25 protein-coding genes are annotated in these 25,097 nt (G+C 39.9%); 1 reads left to right on the forward strand and 24 read right to left on the reverse strand.

Features of this window, described 5'->3' with window-relative positions:
* Positions 1-107 precede the first annotated feature (107 nt).
* From HMPREF9188_RS08455 to HMPREF9188_RS08500, 10 genes are all read right to left on the reverse strand, one after another.
* Positions 108-1,715, reverse strand: coding sequence for a CTP synthase (locus tag HMPREF9188_RS08455; protein WP_009730595.1), 1,608 nt, complete (start codon positions 1,713-1,715; stop codon positions 108-110).
* Between the two features lie 315 nt (positions 1,716-2,030).
* Complete coding sequence (gene rpoE, locus HMPREF9188_RS08460) at positions 2,031-2,621, reverse strand: DNA-directed RNA polymerase subunit delta (RefSeq protein WP_033588937.1); 591 nt, start codon at positions 2,619-2,621, stop codon at positions 2,031-2,033.
* A gap of 285 nt (positions 2,622-2,906) precedes the next feature.
* Complete coding sequence (locus tag HMPREF9188_RS08465) at positions 2,907-3,539, reverse strand: HNH endonuclease (protein ID WP_009730597.1); 633 nt, start codon at positions 3,537-3,539, stop codon at positions 2,907-2,909.
* Positions 3,532-4,155 carry a hypothetical protein gene (locus HMPREF9188_RS08470; RefSeq protein WP_009730598.1) on the reverse strand — a complete coding sequence of 208 codons (624 nt, stop codon included), beginning with the start codon at positions 4,153-4,155 and terminating at the stop codon, positions 3,532-3,534. The genes HMPREF9188_RS08465 and HMPREF9188_RS08470 overlap by 8 nt, the downstream gene beginning before the upstream one ends.
* Positions 4,156-4,177: 22 nt before the next feature.
* Positions 4,178-6,385: an ATP-binding protein gene (locus tag HMPREF9188_RS08475; protein WP_009730599.1), complete on the reverse strand. Its 2,208-nt coding sequence runs from the start codon at positions 6,383-6,385 to the stop codon at positions 4,178-4,180.
* A 3-nt stretch (positions 6,386-6,388) separates the two neighbouring features.
* Positions 6,389-7,849 (reverse strand): HsdM family class I SAM-dependent methyltransferase, encoded by a 1,461-nt coding sequence (locus tag HMPREF9188_RS08480; RefSeq protein WP_009730600.1) that lies wholly within the window; start codon positions 7,847-7,849, stop codon positions 6,389-6,391.
* Positions 7,850-7,923: 74 nt separating this feature from the next.
* The gene (locus HMPREF9188_RS08485) at positions 7,924-10,575 is read right to left on the reverse strand and encodes a valine--tRNA ligase (protein ID WP_009730601.1); all 2,652 of its coding nucleotides are present in this window, start codon (positions 10,573-10,575) and stop codon (positions 7,924-7,926) included.
* A 13-nt stretch (positions 10,576-10,588) separates the two neighbouring features.
* On the reverse strand, positions 10,589-11,854 hold the full coding sequence (locus HMPREF9188_RS08490) for a hypothetical protein (RefSeq protein WP_009730602.1): 1,266 nt from the start codon (positions 11,852-11,854) through the stop codon (positions 10,589-10,591).
* A complete protein-coding gene (locus HMPREF9188_RS08495) occupies positions 11,851-12,414 on the reverse strand; it encodes a GNAT family N-acetyltransferase (RefSeq protein WP_009730603.1) in 564 nt (187 codons plus the stop codon). Before HMPREF9188_RS08495 ends, HMPREF9188_RS08490 begins: the two co-directional genes overlap by 4 nt.
* 277 nt (positions 12,415-12,691) lie before the next feature.
* A complete protein-coding gene (locus HMPREF9188_RS08500) occupies positions 12,692-13,087 on the reverse strand; it encodes a helix-hairpin-helix domain-containing protein (protein WP_009730604.1) in 396 nt (131 codons plus the stop codon).
* Between the two features lie 280 nt (positions 13,088-13,367).
* Here HMPREF9188_RS08500 and HMPREF9188_RS08505 point away from each other — a divergent pair, with 280 nt between their 5' ends.
* Positions 13,368-13,559 carry a DUF898 domain-containing protein gene (locus HMPREF9188_RS08505; protein WP_232194158.1) on the forward strand — a complete coding sequence of 64 codons (192 nt, stop codon included), beginning with the start codon at positions 13,368-13,370 and terminating at the stop codon, positions 13,557-13,559.
* 93 nt (positions 13,560-13,652) lie between these two features.
* On the opposite strand, the gene HMPREF9188_RS08510 is transcribed toward HMPREF9188_RS08505, so the two are convergent.
* From HMPREF9188_RS08510 to HMPREF9188_RS08575, 14 genes are all read right to left on the reverse strand, one after another.
* Positions 13,653-13,907 carry a DUF1912 family protein gene (locus HMPREF9188_RS08510; RefSeq protein WP_000119707.1) on the reverse strand — a complete coding sequence of 85 codons (255 nt, stop codon included), beginning with the start codon at positions 13,905-13,907 and terminating at the stop codon, positions 13,653-13,655.
* Positions 13,908-13,916: 9 nt separating this feature from the next.
* On the reverse strand, positions 13,917-15,251 hold the full coding sequence (locus HMPREF9188_RS08515; RefSeq protein WP_009730605.1) for a DUF438 domain-containing protein: 1,335 nt from the start codon (positions 15,249-15,251) through the stop codon (positions 13,917-13,919).
* A complete protein-coding gene (locus HMPREF9188_RS08520; RefSeq protein WP_000368739.1) occupies positions 15,251-15,484 on the reverse strand; it encodes a DUF1858 domain-containing protein in 234 nt (77 codons plus the stop codon). The genes HMPREF9188_RS08515 and HMPREF9188_RS08520 overlap by 1 nt, the downstream gene beginning before the upstream one ends.
* Positions 15,485-15,697: 213 nt before the next feature.
* A complete protein-coding gene (locus tag HMPREF9188_RS08525; RefSeq protein ID WP_009730606.1) occupies positions 15,698-15,880 on the reverse strand; it encodes a hypothetical protein in 183 nt (60 codons plus the stop codon).
* Positions 15,881-16,096: 216 nt separating this feature from the next.
* Complete coding sequence (gene rbfA, locus HMPREF9188_RS08530; RefSeq protein WP_009730607.1) at positions 16,097-16,447, reverse strand: 30S ribosome-binding factor RbfA; 351 nt, start codon at positions 16,445-16,447, stop codon at positions 16,097-16,099.
* Between the two features lie 166 nt (positions 16,448-16,613).
* Positions 16,614-19,397 (reverse strand): translation initiation factor IF-2, encoded by a 2,784-nt coding sequence (infB, locus tag HMPREF9188_RS08535; protein ID WP_009730608.1) that lies wholly within the window; start codon positions 19,395-19,397, stop codon positions 16,614-16,616.
* A gap of 16 nt (positions 19,398-19,413) precedes the next feature.
* The gene (locus HMPREF9188_RS08540) at positions 19,414-19,713 is read right to left on the reverse strand and encodes a YlxQ-related RNA-binding protein (protein WP_009730609.1); all 300 of its coding nucleotides are present in this window, start codon (positions 19,711-19,713) and stop codon (positions 19,414-19,416) included.
* Positions 19,706-19,999 carry an RNase P modulator RnpM gene (gene rnpM / locus HMPREF9188_RS08545; protein ID WP_000857568.1) on the reverse strand — a complete coding sequence of 98 codons (294 nt, stop codon included), beginning with the start codon at positions 19,997-19,999 and terminating at the stop codon, positions 19,706-19,708. The genes HMPREF9188_RS08540 and rnpM overlap by 8 nt, the downstream gene beginning before the upstream one ends.
* A 21-nt stretch (positions 20,000-20,020) precedes the next feature.
* Positions 20,021-21,157, reverse strand: coding sequence for a transcription termination factor NusA (gene nusA, locus HMPREF9188_RS08550; RefSeq protein WP_033588939.1), 1,137 nt, complete (start codon positions 21,155-21,157; stop codon positions 20,021-20,023).
* Positions 21,158-21,200: 43 nt separating this feature from the next.
* Positions 21,201-21,680 (reverse strand): ribosome maturation factor RimP, encoded by a 480-nt coding sequence (rimP, locus tag HMPREF9188_RS08555; RefSeq protein WP_000338692.1) that lies wholly within the window; start codon positions 21,678-21,680, stop codon positions 21,201-21,203.
* 126 nt (positions 21,681-21,806) lie between these two features.
* On the reverse strand, positions 21,807-22,442 hold the full coding sequence (gene trmB, locus HMPREF9188_RS08560; RefSeq protein WP_001266087.1) for a tRNA (guanosine(46)-N7)-methyltransferase TrmB: 636 nt from the start codon (positions 22,440-22,442) through the stop codon (positions 21,807-21,809).
* Positions 22,439-23,233, reverse strand: a complete 795-nt coding sequence (gene ccrZ, locus HMPREF9188_RS08565; protein WP_009730611.1) for a cell cycle regulator CcrZ — start codon at positions 23,231-23,233, stop codon at positions 22,439-22,441. The genes trmB and ccrZ overlap by 4 nt, the downstream gene beginning before the upstream one ends.
* A 47-nt stretch (positions 23,234-23,280) precedes the next feature.
* Positions 23,281-24,330 (reverse strand): ABC transporter permease, encoded by a 1,050-nt coding sequence (locus tag HMPREF9188_RS08570; RefSeq protein WP_009730612.1) that lies wholly within the window; start codon positions 24,328-24,330, stop codon positions 23,281-23,283.
* Positions 24,327-25,058 carry an ABC transporter ATP-binding protein gene (locus HMPREF9188_RS08575; RefSeq protein WP_009730613.1) on the reverse strand — a complete coding sequence of 244 codons (732 nt, stop codon included), beginning with the start codon at positions 25,056-25,058 and terminating at the stop codon, positions 24,327-24,329. Before HMPREF9188_RS08575 ends, HMPREF9188_RS08570 begins: the two co-directional genes overlap by 4 nt.
* Positions 25,059-25,097: the final 39 nt, after the last annotated feature.

Below are 25,097 nucleotides of genomic sequence, written 5' to 3' on the forward strand. Positions count from 1 at the left end.
TTAGGAATTATTATGTTAATTATATCACTATCTATTTTTTTTGCAAATCTTATCCTAAATATGCTAGCAAAAAACCTCTGAGATTCTTCTCAAAGGTTCTGATTGTGCTAATTACTGTTCTCAACTGCTGCAGTGACAAAGGCAGTGTAGAGTTCCTCTGGACGGTTTGGACGGCTGGAAAGTTCAGGGTGATACTGACACGCCACAAAGAATTTATTTTCAGGAATTTCCACAATTTCGACCAAACGATTGTCTGGAGAAACACCTGAGAAGACAAAACCTGCTGCCTCAAACTGTTCACGAAAGGCGTTGTTAAACTCATAACGGTGACGATGACGGCGTTGCACCACTTCTTGATTATGATAAGCAGCCGCTGCTTTAGAGCCACGTTTCAACTTAGATGGATAAAGTCCCAAACGAAGGGTTCCACCCATATCCTCAACATCAACCTGGTCACGCATGATATCAATGATAGGGTATTTTGTATCTGGTGCAAGTTCTGCAGAATTTGCACCTTCAAGACCCAAAACGTGACGAGCAAACTCGATACAAGTCAACTGCATTCCCAAGCAGACACCCAACATTGGAACATCATTTTCACGCGCATAACGGATGGCTTGAATTTTTCCTTCCGTACCACGTTGACCAAAACCGCCTGGCACGATGATTCCGTCCGTATCCGACAAGAGCTCTGCTACATTCTCTGCTGTCACATCATTGGCATTGATCCAATTTATCTTCACTTCTGCGTCGTTGGCATAACCAGAGTGTTTCAAGGCTTCAACCACAGAGATGTAGGCATCTTGCAACTCCACATACTTACCAACGAGGGAAATCTTAACTTGTTTTTTCAGGTTCATGACCTTGTCCACCATGGCTGACCATTCTGTCATATCCGCTGCTGGCGCGTCTAGCTTCAAATGGTCACAAACAATTTGGTCCATGCCTTGTGCCTGCAAGTTCAATGGAATTTGGTAAAGGTGCTCAACATCCAAAGACTCGATAACGGCTTCTGGTGCCACGTCACAGAACTGTGCTAGTTTGTTTTTAATTCCTTGACCAGCTGGTTTCTCCGTACGAATGACCAACATATTTGGCTGGATTCCCAAACCACGCAATTCTTTTACAGAATGCTGAGTTGGCTTGGTCTTCATTTCACCAGCAGCCTTGAGGTAAGGAAGCAAGGTTGTATGGATATACATGACATTATCTGCACCCACATCTGCCTTCATCTGACGAAGGGCCTCTAGGAATGGCAAGGATTCGATATCCCCAACGGTTCCACCAACCTCTGTGATAATGACATCAGAGTCTGTCGTTACAGCGGCACGCTTGATTTTTTCTTTCAAAGCATCTGTGATATGAGGAATGACTTGAACAGTTGCCCCAAGGTACTCGCCACGGCGTTCTTTACGAAGAACTTCACTGTAGATTTTACCAGTTGTCACGTTGGAATATTTGTTGAGATTGATATCAATGAAGCGTTCATAGTGACCCAAGTCCAAATCTGTCTCAGCTCCATCATCTGTCACAAAGACTTCCCCGTGCTGGTAAGGACTCATGGTTCCCGGATCGATATTGATATAAGGGTCAAATTTTTGAATGGTTACTTTGAGACCACGATTTTTCAAGAGACGGCCCAGACTTGCTGCGACAATCCCTTTCCCAATAGACGACACCACACCACCAGTTACAAAAATATATTTCGTAGACATAGATTCCTCTTTCTAAAATGCTCAAGGCCTTGTTAACTACGAGGGGAATAGAAAACAAGACCCTTATGGATAACGACTTTTCAAGAAAAACTTCCTGAAAAACAAAAATAGCTCCCTAGTAACTAGGGAGCCCCGACCTCTAAAAGAGGTGCCCGAACAATATAATACCTCAAAGCAGATCATTTGTCAACCCGAATCGGTAAAACATGAAAAAAGAAGATTGTTTTCAGAAAACAAATTAAAGATCCGCATCCCAACGGATGACCTGCTCAAGGAACAAAAAAGGAGATCAGGCGATCTCCTCTGTGAAGTCTTTTACTCTTCTTCACTCGTTTCAGCGTCATCGTCAGAAAACTCGTCGTCTTCTTCGTTGAGATCCACGTCTTCACCCAAGTCATCAGGAGCGATTTCGTTGATTTCTGCATCGTAAGCTTCCACTTCATTTTTCTCATCATCTGGATTTTCATCATCGTATGAAAGAGCTGGGTCTGCTTCGTATGCATCTTCGTCTTCTGGATCATCAGCATTGTAGTCAATAGCATCAGAATCTCCATCCATGAAGGCATTGACACGTTTTTTCTTAGCTTTTGGTGCTACTTCATCGTCGTCACTTTCTTCAAGAGCGATGATTTCTTCGTCAATTTCGTCCACACCATACCATGAACGAAGACCCCATTTGTTGTCCCCAAGTGAGATGAAGCTACCGTCAAAGTTCAACTCTGTGTAGAACAAAGGTAAAGCTTCGCGGATATCGCTGTTTGATGTTCCAAGGTAGTTTTGAATTTCGTTTACAAGATCACTAAAATGCATCTCATAATCGCGACCACGAAGTTCCAAGATAGCACGCGCTACCTCAATCATAGATAGTTCACTTTTTTCTTGCCCAGCAAATACTTCTAATTCCAAAGCGTTTCTCCTCATTTTTACTACTATCGCCAGAGCAAATAGACTCTGACCTCATTTTATCATGTACTCTTTATTGTACGATAATTTTGCGGAATAGTCAAAGGTTAAATGGGGGAAAGTGACAGGACTTTTTATTTCTTTGCTACCCAGCCAATGGCATCGTGAGGTGGATTTTCGGTATCAATCCAGATGAATTCAATGCTGAAAATTAAGCTGTGATGCTGTACTTCTCAAGGCGGTTCGAACTTACAGAATTTGTCATGTAGTAACCTGCTCTCTAAAATGTTATTTCAATTTATTCAAACTTGGAAAACTATTTCTAAGTTCTAATAATCTCTTATAAATTCTATCTATTTTATTATTTTTAGAAAAGTAAAGATTCAACAATAGATAATCTAATTTCCTATATGCGTAGTCAAATTTCATTTTACTATAGAATGTTTTAACATCCTCATTATTTAAATATTCTTGAGAGATAACTATTTTATAATATTTATCTCGTTCAAAGACTTTCTTTATATTTTCCCCATCAGGGTGCACGATACCAATAATCTTTTTTGTATCAAATTCTTTTTTTGCTTGATTACAATTTCGACAAGCAAATATAATATTTTCGATATGATCTACAGATTTTCCGTTTGGAGATATTTTTTGTAATTCATTAATAAAATGATCTAACTCATATTGAGGTGCTGAATTAATAGAAACTGAGACACCACAGTAGCCACATTTTTGATGATAAATTTCTTGAAAAGTCTCATAATAATCAGAACATTTATTTTTGATTTTATCATAATGTTTCCCCTGATTGTCATCTTTTATCGTTCGTTTATCGATTTTATATGCTAATAGATTTTTTTCTTGAATAATTTTTGCAACGTCAGCTTCTTCTTCGCCCACAAATCTATAATCACTCATCTCTATTCTCCAATACTTCTTGCTTTATAATATCTATAAGCTCATTGATTTTTTCGTCTGTCAATTCTCTATACGATGTTATTTTATTAAGTAAATTTTGTGTATTTTCAACAATCAACGACCCTTCATAAGCACCTTTGTTTAATTCTAACTCCTTCCCAATTCTTCTCATCTCTAATATTTCTTTTATTGCTTCTTCTATTGTAGGTTGTAAGTATCTATTATAAAAATCATTAGCATTATCTTGAGAAGCATTACCTTTAGAAGTAGCAAATTTGTTTAAAACTCCATAATCTACTAAATCCCTATTTTGAGTTATTACAATTACTTTTATAAAAGGATTTAAAATTCTTAAAACTAATTTAAATTCTTGACCAGTAAATTTTGAACCAGATTCTGCATATTCATTTTCAAACAACTTAGAATCAATAACAATAATATCAGATTCTAAAACTCTACTATCAGTTAATAATGATTCATAATCTCTACTACTACTATCAAATTTTATTTCATCATAAACGATTATTATACCATCTTTTCTAAAATCATATAGATAATCAACTAATAATGGGTCTAGCTTATCATCCACATATATTATTTTAATCTGCTGTGTCATATCATATCCTCACTAATAATTTTTATATGTTCATTTCTGCTTTTAAATTAAATCCTTTTGTTTCGGCATCAATACTAATATTACCATTAAGTTTATAGACTGTGTTATTCACCATCCACATCCCTAAACCATGCCCATCTTCTCTAGTGCCTTCATGAACATTTAATATTTTCAATGGATTATTTTTATATTTTTTATCAAGCCCTTTGCCATTATCAGAATATTCAAGTAGTAATTTTCCTTCATTGTAATCGAAATCAACCGATATTTCTAGTTCTTTTCTATATTCATTCACCTGCACACTATTAAGAATTAAGTTATCGAGTATAATCATTAAATAATCGTAAGATATCATTATGATGTCTTCGCCTGTACAATTAGTTTTAAAGTTAACCCAATTATATTGAGTTTTCCATTTTTCAACTATCTCCTCCACAAGAACCTCTAAACTATATTCTCGTGGTTCAAATCTTTCTTTTTTATTTTCATCAATAATGGTATCAGAGAGATCTAAAACTTTTTCTAAATCTTTTTCAAGATTTTTTAATAATAATGGAATATTCCGACTACTTGGCTTTTCAGACTTAAGTTCCTCCCAATCATATTTTCTTTTTAAAGCTTCTTCAATTTTTTCAGGATTTGCAGCAATTGTATTCCTATTATTGTGTAATTCATGGCTCAACGAACTTATTTTTAATTGTAAAGTAGCGAGAACATTTAACAACTGTGCTTCATATCGATAATTTTCTTCCACTTCATTTTTTTCAGATGTGATATCGTTAACTTTATTTTTATACTCTGAAAGTTTATTTTTAACTTCAACTAAATCTTGAATAGTTAATTCTTCTATGGATTTACTTTGTTCAATAATACTGTCAATTTTATCTTCAATATTAACTTCTTTTATAACTGATGTTCCATTTTCTTTATCTTTTATTTTTCTAATATCTCTAATTATAGATTGTCTATAACTTTCAAATTCCTTTAAGGCACTATCAATGATTTTCTTTAAAATAATAAAATGAATATTTTGAACAATACCCTGCCTATTTGAAATATCTTCAATATGAGAATTTTCTTCTTTATCAATTAAAATGTAACCTGATAATTGATTTCGACGAACTCTCCAAGAACCTGTTGGATGTGAAGCAGCTGCTGGCGAAGAAGTAGAACGCTTGCCAAGCTCTAACCAGTCTGTTCGACCTTCAAAAGAATCTATACTAAAAGCATTTCTATATAAAATGACCCCTATGTTAAATCTATTTGATAACGATGTATATTTATATTCATATTTTTCTTTATCTACCTGACTAACACTATTTAAACTAAAATATAATTGACCTTCAAAAGAACCTACTTCCTCTAATAAATCAGCAATCATTTGTTCTGTTATATCTTGTTTTTCAATATCTTCCTCTTCAATTATTAATTCGGAGATTTCTTTATTTAACTCGTCAATCATATTTTGTTCAAATAAATACTCTTTTATATTCTTGCTTGTCATTTTCAAAACAGACTCATTGAATTCGTCAGAGAGTACTTGACCAGAAAGTATCTTATTCTTAGAATTATAATTGATTGCAATAGATTCAAGATAATTTTCCCCAATTTTGGGATTTGTCCAAATTAACTCAGTCTCCTCCTCTAAACTTTCTCCATTTTCTACTAAAAACATTATAGAAATTTTCATTTTACTATCTCTATAAGTCTTACTTATATAGTTTTTTAACGGTTTAATACTTTTTGCTGACCATTTATCTCTTAATTCATTGATTTGAATTCTAGTTCCTTGGCTAGCTATATTATAATCAATATCAATCTCTGAACTATTCCAATTGGTCTGCCAGTGATAGCCAATCTCAGATTCTTTTTTAGTAAACAGATCAATTGATTCACCTAATCTTGCTAAAGCAAATCTTCCAATTCCTTTTGATCCAGCAAAAATCCGTCCCGTATCAGAATCTTTATAATCTCTGGTGCTCTTACCAACGTGCATCCAAGCTTGCCTAATATCATTTTCATTCATTCCAGAACCATCATCTATTATTTCAAGCATTAAGCGCCCAGTATTCTCAGATTTTTTGAAAATTAAGTTTAGCTTACTAGCCCCAGCATCATAAGCATTTTTTATTAATTCTAAAATAGCAGATTCTTTAGTTGAGAAATTATTTCTACCCAAAACCTCTGCAATAATATTATCTTCAACGATATAGTTAAGTTTATCACCCATTTTTTACTCCTCATCCAATAACTTAATTGGAATTCTAATTTTTTTAAGATCGTTAGTGCTTATATTTTTATATCCTGACGAATAATTCTTAGATATTCTTTTTAAATAATCAACTACAAGTTTTGAATTTAAATATTTTAGAATTTTATTATAAGATGACTGACTCATATCCCTTAAAAATACAATTGAAATACCAGCTAATACGAAGCCAAAATCAATTTGTTTAAATGGAACATTTTCTAAATTAGCAACCTTCGGTATTATAATTTTTTGAGAATAGTAATTCAACATTCCCTGAGTCCGACCAAAATAAATGCCATACTTTTTTTGGAAAGAATCATTTAATTCATTTCTTAAATAGTCATAAGTGCATGGATAACGTTCATTAATTGTAATTATTTTCTGATTTATATCATCATAGGGAAAGATTATATAATATTTTTTATTAATATTAGACACTCGCACTCCCTTTTTTAAAATAGCTTTCTCAATAAGATAATGTCTAGATTTTTTTTCTATAACATACTGATTTCCCAAACTATCAATAATCTCTTCTTCAGAAATAATAAATACACTATCTTGTAAGGTGGCTAAGCCATTTTTTATATCTGCTATTTCTCCCAGTAAGACGGAGTCTCCTCCTTTATACATAAATTTTTCATCATATAGATAATAAATTTCTTTGTTATGCAGTTCATCATATGAAAAACTCTTTAATTTGGTATTATTTGAACTTACAATCTCTAAATTAGCATTTTCATTAGAAATAACCGTAATTGCTGTATATGTTGTTGCATCTTCAAAATTCAATAAATCACCATAATCAATTATTTTTTCAATGTATTTATTAGAGATTAATGTTTGAAGTAGTGTTTCAGCACCTCTAGCTCTCAAATAATTGTTTGGAGTAATGTAACTTATTTTTCCTTTTTTATTCCAAAGAGATAGTCCTAACTCAAAGAAATAATAATAGATATCAAAGTTAAATCGATTACAGAATTCACTATGTTTTTTTAGTTTATCAACCATATATTTGCCCATATTTTTTCTTGAAATATATGGAGGATTACTAATAACATAATCGTATTTCTTTTGTTTATCAAATTTTTGATAGTAATCTAATGCATCAAAAATATAAACATTCCAATTTACTGATAGATCATTGTAATATTTACTAACCAATTTATCAAGTCTCGAAATACATAGTTTAATAGCGTCTTCTCTAATATCAAATGCAGAAAAGTTATTTTCCAATTTCTTTTTTATTTTTTCTTGACATTTATTTTGATTCTTTTTTAGAAACTCTTCAACAATTAAATAAAAAATATGTCCCTCTCCAACAGCAGGTTCAATTATTGTGAACTCTTTTGTATAATCAATATTTAAACAATCAATCATAGTTTTCGCTAATGATTTACTAGTGTAGTAAATACCATTTTTCTTTAAAAAGTTTTGTTGCCCCATCACTTTATATTCTCTGTTCATAATTATTATGTCTATTATACCAAAAAACACGGTTTATCACCGTGTTTCTATGTTTATTTCACCAACTTCTTCATCTCATCAATACGTGCTACGGTCGCGTCGTACTTGGCTTGGTAGTCGGCTTGTTTGTCGCGTTCTTTTTGGACGACTTCTGGTTTGGCATTGGTTACGAAGCGTTCATTAGATAGCTTCTTGCCGACCATGTCCAGTTCTTTTTGCCATTTAGCCAGTTCTTTGTCGAGACGAGCCAGTTCTTCTTCGACATTGAGGAGGTCTGCGAGTGGCAAGTAGATTTCTGCTCCTGTAATGACGCTTGACATAGCGAGTTCAGGTGCAGGAATGGTTGATGCGATTTCCAAGTGTTCTGGATTTGTGAAGCGTTTGATGTAGTTGACATTGCTGTTAAAGAAGGTTTCCAAGTCGCTATCGCTTGTCTTAACAAGAATCGTGATAGGTTTGCTTGGTGCTACGTTTACTTCCGCACGCGCATTACGTACTGCACGGATCAAGTCTTTAAGACTTTCCACACCAGTGTGGGCAGCAAGGTCTTCAAAGGCTGGGTTAACAGTTGGGTATTCTGCTGTGACGATAGAGCCTTCTGAGATTTGTCCAAAGATTTCCTCTGTCACGAATGGCATGATTGGGTGAAGGAGACGAAGGATCTTATCCAAAGTGTAAAGGAGAACAGAACGTGTGATGACTTTCTCTTCTTCATTATCGCTATAAAGGACTTCCTTGGTCAACTCAACGTACCAGTCCGCAAACTCATCCCAGATGAAGTTGTAGAGGATGTGTCCAGCGACACCAAACTCAAACTTATCAAAGTTTTCAGTAACTTTGCCGATCGTTTCATTGAGGTTGTGGAGAATCCAGCGGTCTGTGACGTTTCCAGCTTCTTTGTTGACAACTTTTTCCACATTGGCACTTGCTTGCTCAAGGGTCAAGCCTTCATTGTTCATGAGGATGTAGCGAGAGATGTTCCAGATCTTGTTAATGAAGTTCCATGAGGCATCCATTTTCTCGTAAGAGAAGCGGACGTCTTGACCTGGTGCAGAACCGTTTGAAAGGAACCAACGAAGGGCATCGGCACCATATTTCTCGATGACATCCATCGGGTCAATCCCGTTACCGAGAGATTTAGACATCTTGCTTCCTTGCTCGTCACGGATAAGACCGTGGATCAGAACGTTTTGGAATGGCTGACGACCAGTGAATTCCAAGGATTGGAAGATCATGCGAGACACCCAGAAGAAGATGATGTCGTAACCTGTTACCAAGGTTGAAGTTGGGAAATAACGTTTGAAATCTGCTGAGTCGATATCAGGCCAGCCCATAGTTGAGAATGGCCAAAGGGCAGAGCTAAACCAAGTATCCAAAACGTCTTCGTCCTGAGTCCATCCCTCACCTTCTGGAGCTTCTTCACCGACGTACATTTCACCCTCAGCATTGTACCAAGCAGGGATTTGGTGGCCCCACCAGAGCTGACGAGAGATTACCCAGTCGTGGACATTTTCCATCCATTGGAGGAAGGTATCGTTGAAACGAGGTGGGTAGAATTCTACCTTGTCCTCTGTGTCTTGGTTGGCAATGGCGTTTTTCGCCAATTGGTCCATCTTGACGAACCATTGCGTAGACAAGCGTGGTTCCACCACGACACCTGTACGCTCTGAGTGACCAACACTGTGGACACGTTTTTCGATTTTAACAAGGGCATCGATTTCTTCCAGTTTCTTGACAACCGCTTTGCGGGCTTCAAAACGATCCATGCCAGCGAATTCGAAGGCAAGCTCGTTCATGGTTCCGTCGTCGTTCATGACGTTGACTTGTGGTAAGTTATGGCGTTGACCAACCAAGAAGTCATTTGGATCGTGAGCAGGTGTGATTTTCACGACACCAGTACCAAACTCAGGGTCTGCATGCTCATCTCCAACGATTGGGATTAGTTTATTAGCGATTGGAAGGATGACGTTTTTACCAATCAAGTCCTTGTAGCGTGGGTCTTCTGGATTGACCGCAACAGCAACGTCCCCAAACATAGTCTCAGGACGAGTTGTCGCAACTTCAAGGGCGCGCGAGCCGTCTTCTAGCATGTAGTTCATGTGGTAGAAGGCACCTTCGACATCCTTATGGATAACCTCGATATCAGACAGTGCTGTGCGAGCTGCTGGGTCCCAGTTGATGATAAACTCACCACGGTAGATCCAGCCTTTCTTGTAAAGTTCGACAAAAACCTTGCGGACGGCTTTTGACAAGCCTTCGTCAAGAGTGAACCGTTCGCGAGAGTAGTCTACAGAGAGTCCCATCTTGCCCCATTGTTCCTTGATGGTAGTGGCATATTCGTCTTTCCATTCCCAGACTTTATCTAGGAATTTTTCACGACCAAGGTCATAGCGGGAAATGCCTTCACCACGCAAGCGCTCCTCAACCTTAGCCTGGGTCGCAATCCCAGCATGGTCCATCCCTGGAAGCCAAAGGGTGTCAAAACCTTGCATTCGTTTTTGACGGATGATGATATCCTGAAGAGTCGTATCCCAAGCGTGACCAAGGTGAAGCTTCCCAGTAACGTTTGGTGGTGGAATGACGATAGAATAAGGCTTAGCCTTTTGATCGCCTGAAGGCTTGAAAACATCTTCGTCAAGCCATTTTTGGTAACGACCAGCCTCAACCTCGGCTGGATTGTATTTAGGTGAAAGTTCTTTAGACATGTGTGTTCTCCTTTTACTCAGTTAAATAATAATATTTACCGTCTTTTGATATTATTTTAGTTTCTTTTTCTAGTAAATTCTCAGTTGTATTTTTTATATCAAGCGAATTGTCTAATTGATTATTAATTTGTGAAATTATATGTTCAGGTACCTCATTATATCTCAAATCATTGAAAACCATTGCAGGGAGCCCGAATGCAAATGCCTCAAATCCTTGCTTAGCATATCGTTTGTTATCTAAATCAATTTCAAATAATTTAATTGTTTCATTATGCCATTGATTTAGTAGATTTCTAGCATCAGTAGATTGTTCAATATAAATATTATATAAAGAATAGCAATACTCAGAAGAAATAGCCCCCTTGTTTAATAAATAAATTAACCTTCCAATTTCTTCTAAAATCGAGAGCAAGTATTGTTGAAAGCTAATTAATTTATCAACTTCTTCAATACTATCTTTGTACTTATCAAATTCATTGTTATGACCTTTAGAAACAATATTTTCTATCGTTAAATTGACTTGCTGTAATAATTCAACTGCATCATCTCTATATCGACTTAAGTCATCCAGAGAACGATTTCTCAATTCATCATTTTCAATGATTTCAATATTAAATTTAGAGATTGTGCCAACTTTTCCTATCAAAGCTCTGATTCTAGCCTTAAATTCAGTCTGTTGAAAATCATAAATTTTATCTATCCCATCCTGCATTTCGGCCATTTTAGAATCAATTTGAGCCATATAATATTGACCTACAACCATAGAGGAAATATTCATTACATCAGCTACTGTATTTGATATAGCGTTAGCATCTACTGGGATAAGATTAGCTTGGCCAGCAAGTCTATTATTTACTTTGTAACCGCCGCGAAAAGCTCCCTGTAATTCTTTAGAATCGTAAAGTTCTGCTCCATTTGGGATAATTACTTGATAAATATTACCTTCTTTAACTAGATTTGATAAGTCTTCGATAGCTTTATTTTTGAGAGGATTATTGAAATTTTGAACGATTTGAGGTACAAGAGCATCTAATTTCGCTACAACGTTTTGATCTAAAATCTCATGCATAGGTTTTTCATCAAGATTGATATCTGTAGGTAATGACTCTATTTTAGGCATTAGAGCTAAAAATTCCTCGTTTATTGTTGATACTTCATAATCAGTATGTGTAATAATTTCGTTAGAATAACTAATGTCCGACTTTTTCTTTTCCTTTTTTTCTTTTTTATAAAAGTAAAAAAGAAAAAGTGCAAGCAATAAGATAATAATCCATTTCATTTCTTCACCTCCCACTCACTCCTCAGTAAGCCATATATCAGACTGTCACAACGGTTTCCTTGAACATCCTTTCGGTCTCTTATGCGAGCTTCTAAGGTAAAGCCAAGTTTCTCTGCGACTCGTTGACTTTGGACATTGTAGCCAAAACAAGTCAGCTCAATCTTGTGAAGACCAAGTACTTTAAAAGCTAAATCAATCAAGGTACTCGCAGCTTCTGGAACATAGCCTAAACCCCAATAGTCTGGATGTAAGATATAGCCAATCTCCAAGACATCATCTTCGTGACGGTGATTGAAGTCAACAGACCCAATGACCTTATCGGTTCCTTTGACGACAATTCCGTAGCCAACTGGGATATTCTCCTTTTTATTACGCTCAGGAAGGATATGTTTCAGGTAATAAATCTCATCTTCCAAGGTTTTTACAGGGTGAAATGCTGCTGGATAGGCGACCTCTGGCAAATTAGCGTAGGCATGAATATCCTCGGCATCCGCCACTGTACGGACGCGCAAGACGAGCCGATCGGTTTCTAATCGTTCTGGTAATTGTGCTTGCTCCATCTTCCTCCCTCGATTTCTACAAAAAATCGCCCCTGCCATCTACATGACAGGGACGAATATATTTATCCGCGGTACCACCCAATTTCGGGCAAAGCCCGCAACTCTCATCTTTATAATAAAAAGACAATATTATTTTATTTTTCATCCATCAGCAACCAGTTTTGACACATTTGTGGACTTCTCAGCACCGCCACTTTCTGTAAAATGTGGGATCCAAAACACCTCTAATGGCTTTATTTTAACAAGTTTTTGACGGAAATGCAAGGGGCAAGAAAAATTACTTGAACTTGATGCCGTGTTCTTTTAATTTCTTGATAGTAGCTGGACCGATTCCCTTCAAGGCAAGGAGTTCTTTTTCAGTCCAGTTTTTGAAGTCAGCAGCTGACTTGATACCTTCATCATAGAAAGTCTTAGCACGATCTACTGAGAGGCCACCCAAAGTCGCTGCAAAATCTTCTACTGAATTCGCCACTTTTTGAGCTTGTTCCTTGGTCGCTTCTACTGCTTGTTCCACTTTTTTAGAGACGACTTTTCCTGCTTGGCTGGCAGATTTTTCTGCGTGTTTCACGACTTTTTTGGTCTCTTCTACAACTTTGGTTACTGTAGTTGAAAATGCACCTGAACGACGAAGGCTATTTCGCAATTGTTTTTTACGTTGGAGTTTCTTTGACATGATAAAATCCTTTCAATAAAAAATCCCTGTTTTGACAAGGATTTAATAAAGATATTCTATCAAGATTTTGGAAAAAAATCAAGAAAGGAAACGAGATTGTTCTTAAAAATCTAGCCGTTTTTTCTTTCAATCTAATTCGACAATGATTCAACTTCTTGATAAAATATGCAGTAATGTGCAATATTAATTCACATAAAAAGCTGATGAGGAGAACAATATGAATAATGAAAGTTACTTTGATGGTGGTCTTTTGAGCTAGGTTAGATATGCTATCCTAGCCATGATCATCATAGGCTTTACTATTGGAATCGCTACGCCTTGGGCAGTTTGTATGATGCAAAACTGGAAAGTTAAGCGCACTGTCATCGATGGACGTCGCCTCTATTTTGACGAAACAGGTTCTCAATTATTCGGGAACTGGATCAAGTGGTTCTTGCTCACCATCATCACTTTGGGCATCTATTCATTCTGATTGCATATCAAAATGGAACAATGGATTACCAAACACACACATCACGTATAAACAGAAAAAGTGCGTTCATACGCACTTTTTGATTTGTAACGATTAATAATTTCGCTCACCAAATAATCCCTCTGGTAAGTCATGGAAACCCTTGCCCGCCTTGAAATTTTCAAACTTACCAAGCAAGAACTGATAAGCATCCAAGCGACTTTCGTAGCGAATCATGGCATCTTTGGCACGCTCGTCTTGGTCTTCTTCGTAAACCTTTTGACTTTCCTTGTGCGCCATGTCGTTGATCATGATCTGGGTATTGACCCATGCTTCAAATTCCTTCATAAATTCCTGTTCGTAACTCATTGATTCTCCTTATTCTAATCCACGGAAATAGTCCGTATCAATCTCTCGGTAGGGTTGGATATCCTGAACATACTCCAACACTCCTTGGAATTCCCCGTCTTCATCGTGTACTGCGGCATAGGTGACGTGGACAAACTTGCCTCGCGACTCCGACTTGAACCACATTTCATACTTGCCCTTGACCCCTTCACGAAGACCTTTCATAACGGCCTTCACCTTGTCTAAGTACTTGGGCGGATGACAGAGTTCAACATTGCGCCCGACTTGGGATGGCGTCCGTTTGAAAATCATCTCATCAGCTGGCGCATTGTCATTGTAATACTGGAAAATATCGTCTTTATTGACAAAGGTGATCTCCATGGGGAGGTGATTGAGGATGAGGTTGGCCTGCTCTACTGAGAGATAGCCATTGCCAAAAGCCTGTTGACTATGACGGTCCAGCACCGCTTCCTTTTCCTTAGGGGTAAAGGTAATGGTAAACTGACCTTCAGGCGTATCAATAACTTGCTGAACTTGACCTTCTGCCGTGTCTAGTTGTACTGGCTCCTCTGCACTCTTTTCCTCAACAAAGCTCTGTCGTTCTGGCACCCATTTCTCTGACGGACGGATGATGGCATAGCCGTAGGCATCGCTCTCCTCCGCAATCTGAATCCAGTCATCCTGGGTGAAAGACTCAAGGAGAATCATGAGAAGGATGGACTCTTCCTTGAAAATCATACTCTCAAACTCTATCGCAAAAGCTTCGAAAGTTTCCTTTACAGTGGAAATCGGCACTTCTGGTAGTGACTTAGCTGTCGCTAGAGCTGTCTGAAAGAGTTCTCTAATCTGATCATCCACTCCCCACATGACCTTAGGGGGTGAATCGTGACCATAGCGCTCCATGATAGGAAAGAAGAGCTCTTCCTTGCGCTGGTAATGGACATCAAATTGCCCCAAAAGTTCCATTTGACGAACCAAACCCTTGCGCATCTCCGCAAGCATTTCCTCGTCTTCCATAGACTCATAGGTATCTAACAATCTCCGAATGCGAATCAATGCTGCACGGAGAGCCAGATTTTCATCCTTGAAGACGCGAACTGGGTGACCAGGATGCTCGGTATCCTCCACTTCGACGCCCTTAACAGCGTTTTTAAAAAGATTGGCATGGACATCACAGAGCTCCATAACATCTTCAAAGGTGACACCTGAGTCTGAGTTCATCAGCTCGTGCTCCATGAGGGAAATCTCAATGGCCGATACACCTGTAAAGGTCGCATCAAAACGCTCCTGAACTGACTCAGGAGAGGCACCATTATGCAATTCTAACAAAATATCCCGTAAGATATGAATCCGTTCATCTGCCATTAGTCTAATCCAATCACTTCATAACCATTCGCTTCCAGTGTGCGGACAATCTTGTCCATAGGAGTTCCTTCGAGCTTAGAACCCTGCTTAAGCGATACTTTGCGACCGACTGTGTTGCGCATCAAGGGATTAGCAAGTGGTTTAAAACCAAGCTCCACTAGGATTTCCAAGACTTCTGGATGCTTGTCCACTACTTCTGCAACGGGAATTGACACATCGATGATATTGTCCATGACGACCTCCATGTATGTTCTAATACTCTTCAAAAATCTCTTCAAACCACGTCAGCGTCGCCTTACCGTACTCAAGTACAGCCTGCGGCTAGCTTCCTAGTTTGCTCTTTGATTTTCATTGAGTATAAAATGATTTTACTGCTTATATTATACCATATGGGAAGGGATTAAAAAACTAGTAGTGAAGTTCCTACTAGTTTCTTTCATTTCAAGTTATTCCTTATCGTCTGGTTTTGCGAGCCACTGGGCTACATCCATCAGCATGTCAGCAAGCAGTACTTTCCCGAAACCTACTAGAGCATTGTCGTCTTTTTTCATGTTTTTCAGAACTTTGACGCTTTGCATCGTAAAAAAGTAATTCCCGTAAGTCTTGGCTAGAATTTTAATGAACCCCATATTACCTTCCCTCGTTTAACTACATTTTCAAAATATTAACGATACCAGCCTTGCTGGCTATTGCTGAAAAATCGTTTTATCTCACTCTTCCGTTTCCTATAATATCATACAAACTAAATTTTATAAAGCTTTTTAATAATGTTTAACTCTAAGGAGATTCCCCCAGCATGCTGTATAGTCATTTCCCCCACCAAAAAAGAGGGTTACCCCCCCTTCTTAGTTCTTATCCAGATTGCGTAGCATCTCGTCAATCTTGTTTCCATATTCGATGGATTCGTCTTTGACGAAGGTCAAATCTGGGATTTTGTACAATTTTAAATTGCGACCAAGTTCACGTTTGATGGTCCCAGTTGCTTTCTCAAGTCCGATTTGAGCTTTTTGGTTATCCGAAGCAAGGTTACTCAAAATAGTGTAGTAAACCTTGGCAACGGACAAGTCACCCAGCATCTGAACATCTGTAATGGTCACACCTCGGACACGCGGATCACGGACTTTCTTTTGCAAAATCTCATTGACTTCACGCTTGATTTCCATGCCCACACGATCCGTACGGAAATGATTTGCCATGATATTCCTTTCTCTACTTTGAACCAAAAGCTAGGCCAGCAGACCTAGCTATTTCTGTTAGATAGAGGAACTAGAGCCATTTGAATCTAGGAAACAAGCCTTAGATAGAACTAAGGGTTCATCAAGGCGCTGTTGACGACGAGTCAAACTGGCTATCGTTTCTCTATTATCTCTTGATTTCTTCCATGACGTATGCCTCAATCACATCATCCATCTTGATATCATTGTAGCCATCAATCATGAGACCACCTTCACGACCGTTTGTAACTTCTTTGACGTCATCTTTGTAGTGTTTCAAGCTTGCAAGTTCACCGTCATAGATAACGACACCGTCACGGATAACACGAACTTTAGAGTCACGGGTAACTTTACCACTCGTAACCATGAATCCACCGATAGTTCCGACTTTAGATACCTTGAAGGTTTCACGGATAACTGCCTCACCGATAACTTTTTCTTCAAATTCTGGATCAAGCATCCCTTTCATGGCTTCTTCCATCTCTTCGATAACCTTGTAGATAATGCTGTGGAGACGGATTTCTACATCATCTTCTTCTGCTTGTTGACGAGCTTGTGGTGTAGGGCGCACGTTGAAACCGATGATAAAGGCATTTGAAGCTTCTGCAAGGGTCACATCAGATTCGTTGATGGCACCGACCGCTGAGTGAACGATGGTGACTTTTACTCCCTCCACATCAATTTTTTGAAGTGAAGCAGAAAGGGCTTCAACTGAACCTTGTACGTCGGCCTTGATGATGACATTAACAGACTTGAGCTCACCTGCTTTAAGCGTATCAAAAAGGTTTTCAAGGCTGACACGTTGGGTAGCTTGACGTTGTTTCATAAGGGCACGTTTGGCACGCTCTTCACCAGCTGCACGCGCAGATTTTTCATCTTCGTAAACAGCAAAGTGGTCACCCGCCATTGGCGCTTCATTCAAACCTGTGATAGAAACTGGTGTTGATGGGCCTGCAACCTTAACACGACGGCCGAGGTCATTGGTCATGGCACGGACACGACCGAAGGTATTTCCGACAACGATTGGGTCTTGGACATTCAAGGTACCTTGTTGAACAAGAAGGGTTGCGACCGCACCTTTTCCTTTATCCAAGCGAGCTTCGATAACGGTACCGATCGCACGCACTGTTGGGTCTGCCTTGAGTTCTTGGATTTCAGCCACAAGTAGGACCGTTTCCAAGAGTTCATCGATATTTTGGTTAAATTTAGCTGAGATTTCGACAAACTCAGAATCTCCACCCCAGGCAGTTGACATAATACCGTGTTCAGCCAATTCACCGATAACGCGTTCTGGGTTGGCACCTGGTTTATCAATTTTGTTGATGGCAACGATGATTGGAACGTTGGCCGCTTTTGAGTGGTTGATGGCTTCGATAGTCTGAGGCATAACACCGTCATCTGCCGCTACGACCAAGATAGTAATATCGGTAACAGAAGCACCACGCGCACGCATTGATGTAAAGGCCGCGTGTCCTGGTGTATCAAGGAAGGTAATCTTCTTGCCATTTTCCACGATTTGGTAGGCACCGATATGCTGAGTGATACCACCCGCTTCACCTGTCGCAACACGAGAATTACGAAGGGTATCCAAAAGTGTTGTCTTACCATGGTCAACGTGTCCCATGATGGTGACAACTGGTGGACGCTCAACCAATTCATCTTCATTGAGATAACCATCTTCGACGAAGAAACGTTCAATGTCCGCATTGTCCACTTCAACCTTTTGTTTGGCTTCGATACCGTAATCCACCATGAGGAGTTCGATGGTTTCTCCATCCAAAGATTGGTTTTGTGTGGCCATAATCCCCATCATAAAGAGTTTCTTAACGATTTCAGCTGGTTCACGTTTGATACGTTTTGCGATTTCCGCAACAGTCATACCATCTGTATATTCAAATTCGCTTGGCAATTCATGGAACTTACGTTCTGTAACAGGTTTTGGTGCCTGATTGCGGTTATTTTGCTTGTTGCCTTTTTTATTCTTTTTGTTGTTATTCCAGTTACTATTTCTTTGATTTCTCACTTGATTCTGACTACTTCGATTCTTTTGTTGTTTTCTAGGACCATCTTCTTCGTGATCATAATCGTCACGTTCTTTGTCTGGTCGGGCTTGTTTTTTACGACGTGTATCCACTAGCGCTTCTTTAGCTACAGGAGCTACTGCTACGGCTGGCTGAGTTTGTTCAGCTAGCTTAGCAGCTTCTTCAAAGATTTCCTCTGGCTCCTTGCGTTTATTAGCTTGAGCCAAGGCTTCTTTGGCAGCTTGCGATTGTTTGAAGCGCTCCTCGCTTGAGCGTGCGTACTCTGCATTTTGCTCTGCTTTTAGGGCTGCTGCACGGGCTTTAAAGTCAACACGTGGTCCAGCTTGTTTTGGCTGGAAGTCTTGTTGCTGACGGCGATCATTGCCACGCTTCCCTTGACCTTGTGGTTTTTTCCCTTGGTCATTAAATCGGCGATTGTCACGGTTTCCTTGACCAGGTTTGCCACCATTACGGCCGTCATTTTTCGGACGGTTACCGTTTTGTTGTTGGTCACGGTTATTGCCCTTGTTTTGTTTGCGTCGCTCTGCCTGCTCTTTGGCACGTGCCTCACGCTCCGCCTTGAAGTTTCGGCTCTGCGGTTTAGCTGCTACTTTTTCTGTTTTAGGAGCAACTGGCTCAGCTGGTTTTACCTCTTCTTTGGCTACAGCTGGTTTAGCCGAAACAGGCTTTTCTGCTTTCTTTTCTACACTTACTTTTGGTGTTGCAGGTTTTGCTTCTGCCTTAGGAGCAGGTGCAGGCTTAAAGCTCGCTGCGATTTGCTCGGCAGCAGCAGCTTCCACACTCGATGAGTGGCTTTTTACATCCAAGCCCAACTCTTTTGCACGCGCTACAACTTCTTTACTTTCTTTTCCAAGTTCTTTTGCGATTTCGTACAATCTTTTCTTAGACAAATCATGTCCTCCTCTTCTATTCCATAAGAGACCTCATTTTCTTTGTAAATCCAGCATCGGTCACAGCCAAAACCTTTCTTGATTTTCCGACTGCTATGCTTAATTCCAGTGTTGAAAACACGGTTATAACTTCTACTTGATAATAGTCACTTTTATCTTGAATCTTCTTGGTTAGATTAGGGCCAGCATCATGTGCTAGAAAGACTAACTTGGCCTTACCATCTTGAATGGCCTTGACTACCAATTCCTCACCCGATATGATCCTGCCTGCTCGTTGAGCCAATCCCAAGAGATTGCTTATCTTTTGCTTATTCAAGTCCTAACTCTCTTCTTTTTACTTTGTGATCAACATAGGCGATCAACTCGTCATAAAAGCTTTCTTCAACTTCCATGTTAAAGCTGCGGTTAAAGACTTTCTTTTTTTTAGCCTCTAGGGCTTCTGTATTGTCTAGCTTGATATAAGCGCCACGGCCATTGGCCTTGCCTGTCGGATCGATAAAGACTTGTCCTTCTTTGTTCTTGACAATGCGAAGTAAATCACGCTTGTCAATCACTTCGTTGGATACAACAGACTTGCGCAAAGGGATTTTTCTTGTTTTCATCTTTCCCTCCTCTAGCAGCTTTTATTCTTCAATCGATTCATCTACATCTGCGTAATCAACTTGACCTGCTTCTTCCATAGCTTCAAACTCACTAGCAGACTTGATATCGATACGGTAACCTGTCAAGTGAGCTGCCAAGCGAACGTTTTGTCCACGACGACCGATGGCAAGAGAAAGTTTGTTATCAGGTACAACGACCAAGGCACGTTTGCTGTCGTTTTCATCAAAGATAACTTGGTCAACCTCTGCAGGTGCGATGGCATTGTAGATAAACTCAGCTGGATCCGCTACCCACTCGATAACGTCAATGTTCTCTTCTACAGGAACCATACGGTCGCTCTTAGCGTCATAACGAGCTGGGTGGAATTTGCTGGTGATCTTCTTGATATTGGCACCACCACGCCCAACGATTGTCCCGATAGCGTCCACGTTTGGATTGTGGCTACGAACGGCAACCTTGGTTCGGTCACCTGCTTCACGAGCCACGCTCATGATTTCAACAGTTCCATCGTAAACTTCTGGAATTTCTTGCTCCATCAAGCGTTTAATCATTTCTGGATGGCTACGACTGACAAAGACGTTGACACCACGAGGATTGTCTTCAACCTTGTAAACATAAACTTCGATACGATCATGAGAAGCAAAGACTTCTCCAGGGATTTGGTCTTGTTTTGATAATTGGGCTTCGATGCTGCCAAGATTGACATAGATGAAACGGTTGTCAAAGCGTTCTACTGTACCAGACATGATTTCTTGTTCATGTTCTTTGTATGTATTATAAGTGATGGCACGTGTTTGCTTGCGCATTTTTTCCATGATGGTTTGTTTAGCAGACTGGGCTGCTACACGACCAAACTCAGCTGGTGCTTCTTCAAACTTAATCTTGTCTCCAAGCTCATAGGCTGAATTAATGGCAAGGGCATCTTTCAAGCTGATTTCCAAACGGCTATCAAATACTTCGTCAACAACTTCACGAACAGTATAGACAGTAAAGTCCCCAGTCTTTTCATTGAAGTCAATGGCTACGCTGTCTGATTGACCATAGCGTCTACGATAAGCGGAACGAAGCGACTCTACTACTGCGTCGATGATGTCTTCTTTTTTGATTCCCTTGTCTTCTTCCAAAATGCGGAAGGCCTCTAGCATTTCTTTACTCATGTTCTCTTCACTTTTGAATCCTCAAAAGCTATCCTTTCTTTTTCTATAATTTAACTGCTAAACGTGCTTTTGATACTAAACTGTATGGAATTTGGACAGTTTTCTTGCGCGTCTTGTCCATATATTCCATGGTCAACTCATCCTCTTCAAAGGATAGCAAGGTTCCTTCAAAGACTTTTTGCTTATCGATAGCTTGGTAGAGCCCGACATGGATGTATTTCCCAACCGCTCCAGCGACGGCATCCTTGGTTTTCAAGGGACGCTCCAAGCCTGGACTGGTAATCTCTAGGAAATATTGCTCCGGGAAGGGATCGGGCTTGATGGTGTCTAGGACAGGACTGATAATTTCTGTCAGGTCTGCCGTGTCGTTCAAGGTAATTCCTTCGGGTTTATCTACAAAAATACTGAGAATCATGTCACTGCCGATCTTTCCATACTCGATATCCACGAGTTCAAAAGGTGCTTGGATGACAGGTTCTACAACTTCTCTGACTAATTCTACGATTGTTGCGATTGCGTCCACCTCCTCATAAGCAAGAGGCGAAGATATTTCCCCGCCTCTCTTTCTTATATTCTTACTATCAGTATAGCACGTTTGTCAATTTATGTAAAGCATAAGCACTCAAACGACTGATTTTCAAGCTATTTTTTAAAATTCCGCCTCAACACGGTAGATCACTTGACCCTTGTTGGAGAATTTTTGCTCATATTCCGTCATGACATTGCCTTCAAAATCACTGGCATGTAAGTCCAACCAAACCCCATTGAGCTTCATCCCATACTGAGAAAAACTCACCAAGCTGTACTCAAACAAGCCACGATTGTCTGTCTTGAAATGGATTTCCCCATTCTCAGGTAAGATGCGCTTGAAGGTATCCAAGAAACTCTTGTAGGTCAGACGGCGTTTTTCATGGCGTTTTTTAGGCCAGGGATCTGAAAAGTTTAGGTAGAGACGATCAATCTCACCGTCTTCAAAGTAGTCTGTCAAATCCGAACCATCTACCCACAACAACTTGATATTGGGCACTCCAACTTCAAGAACCTTGTCCAAGGCATAACTCAATACCGACTTTTGAATGTCAATCCCGATATAGTTGATGTCAGGGTTTTGTTTGGCCATTCCTGATACAAAGGCCCCTTTGCCACTCCCAACTTCAACATGAATAGGATGATCATTTCCAAACAAGTCTCGCCATTTCCCTTTAGCTTCCAAGGGATTGAGGACCACATACTGGGGATTAGCCTCTAGTAACTCTGTCGCCCCTTTACGATTTCTTACTCTCATCTCTTCTTTCCATACTTATCACGGAAGACACGCAAGGCATAAATCTCCCGGTTTACATTGTCTAAATCTTGATTTTCACAGTATTTGGCAATCTGATTCAAGTAAGAATACTGACCATACCAATACAATTTATCTAACACTGTTTGATTGTACTTATAGCCATAGTCTCTCAACCATTGGCGCCACTGATAATCTGGAATGTAGTGGCATAGCAAATGCGCCACATCAAACATACGATCCGTCAGGCGAACCGAATCCCAATCCACTAGATAAACGAGTCCACTCTCTGTCTCAATCCAATTACTATGGCGAAGATCCCCATGCACAATCGTTGCATGGTCTTCTCTAAAACCTGGAACCGTCTTATCTAGCTCCGCAATCACACTGTTCAAATAGTGATTCTGCTTCAAGATTTCTGGTACTTCTTGTTGCCAAGAACGCAATAAATCAACTGGTGTTTCCATGGTATATCCCAAACGGCTCAACTGCTTCATCAAGGGACGCGAGCGGTGAAGACGGTTCAAGATATTGATAATCTGCTTGCGATTCATATCGTAAGGGGTCAAGATTTTGCCCGTCAGCCATTCCTGAGCACACATATCACTGCCATCTGGCAAACGACGAGTCCATAGTAATTGAGGAGCGATTTGTTCTCTGGCTAGGCCAGGTAGGATTGGAGAGGTGTTCATTTTTACAAAAATGCGCTTCCCATCAGGGTAGCTTCCCATATAAGCCTTGCCGCTCTTCCCAGGGATAGGGGTCAGCGTTAGCTCATTATCACCCAAGTCCATTTCTTTCCTCCGTATAAAGTTTCCTTACTATTCTACTAGTTTTTGGTCTATTCGTCAACCAATCTTTTTAGTTGGTAAGGTAAATAAAACAATTGTAGGAAGAGACTAGCCCCTACAAGAGCCAACAAGGCTATTTTCTCTTGAAAAACCACTGCTCCGACCAGCAATTCTAACAAAAGAACTACAATGCCCACACCGACTACAATCTGTTTCAATCCCTTTTCTTTCTCCCCTTTTTCTAGTGGAAAGAGTTGGGTCAAATACTGGTAGTCAAAGGCGTGATAGAGGGCAAGCAACTGGAAGAGTAAGAGGTAGTTAAAGAGAACCACCACTGCTGTCGCAATCCAAGCTTGCTCGATAAAGATCACAGCTAACAAGGATAGGAGCAAGAGGCGGAGACTGAGGGAAAAGAGGTCTCCATTCCGCAGATAAGAACGAAGATAGAGGTTTTGCCAGATCTTCCCTGGCACCTTTTGAACAGTCTTTAGGAGGAAATCCAGATAAGCGCGACGCTTGACGCTGTTTGAAACGCCCTTGACCTGAGTAAAGAGGGCAAAGAAACGAAGCAAGACTTGCTTGCGCTTGCTTTCTTGGGCGATAACGTAGTCCCAGTCCAGTCCAGTTTCAGTGAAAAATTTGCTGGCTTTTTGGCGAAAGAGGAGGTACTTCGCTGCTCCCAGTAAAAGCACGTAGACGAGAAAGACTGGTAAGCCATAGCCCATGGCTAAAAACAAGGGTGCAAACAGGAGTAAAAAGAGGGTTTGAACAAATGTCCAGAAAACCAGTGAACGCACCGTCTGCCCTTGGATGTATGACTTGACCTCCTCTTCAGCTACTAAGAGAAAGAGCTTGTCAGGTGCTTCCATGTAGGTCGCGATTCCTCCCCAAGCCAAAAGCAAGGCAGATACAATTCCCAAAAACAAGAGGATGAGCCAATGATTTTCAGGAAAATCTTGCAAGAGTTGACTGTACTGGTAGGCTAGAAAACCGATGAGAACCAGCAGGAACAAGACAAAGTGGTCATTGAGAACATAACGCAGATAACCGACACACTCCTTACGAAAAGCCTGCTTTCTCTTTAAAAACAAGTCTTTCATCGCTCCTCCTCTTTGGTCAGAGCCAAGTAAATATCATTCAAACTAGCCTCAGGCATATCAAAGGCTTCGCGGAGTTGCTGGAGGTTCCCCTGAGCCCGCACCTCTCCCTTGTGGAGGATAACAAAGGCGTCACACATCTTTTCCGCAGAGTCCAGCACGTGGGTACTCATGAGGATGGACTTGCCTTTTTGCTTTTCCACTTCCAAAAGCTGAATCAAGTCGGCAATCGCCAGCGGATCGAGACCAAGAAAAGGCTCATCCACGATAAAGAGGCTAGGATCTACCACAAAAGCACAGATAATCATGACCTTTTGCTTCATCCCTTTGGAGAAATGGACAGGAAACCAGTCTAATTTTTGATCCAGACGAAACATTTTTAACAAAGGTTCTACACGCTCAAAAGCCACTTTCTGATCGATACCATAAGCCATAGCAACCGTTTCGATATGCTCTCTGAGGGTCAATTCCTCATACAAGCTAGGCGTTTCTGGGATGTAGCCAATCTGCTTGCGGTAATTGGTCGCATCTTCTCGCAGGGTTAGACCATTAATCTTGATTTCCCCACTATAAGGTGTCAAAAGACCGATAATCTCATTGATCGTCGTTGATTTCCCAGCACCGTTGAGACCAATCAAACCGACCAACTGCCCACTTTCAACTGTAAAGGACACATCTTTCAAGACAGGGACGTGAACATAGCCTCCTGTCAGGTTTTTAATTTCTAACATATTTTCTCCGAATCTGGTATAATGTAGCTATATTATATC

Source organism: Streptococcus sp. F0441 (genome assembly GCF_000314775.2).
Lineage (GTDB): Bacteria > Bacillota > Bacilli > Lactobacillales > Streptococcaceae > Streptococcus.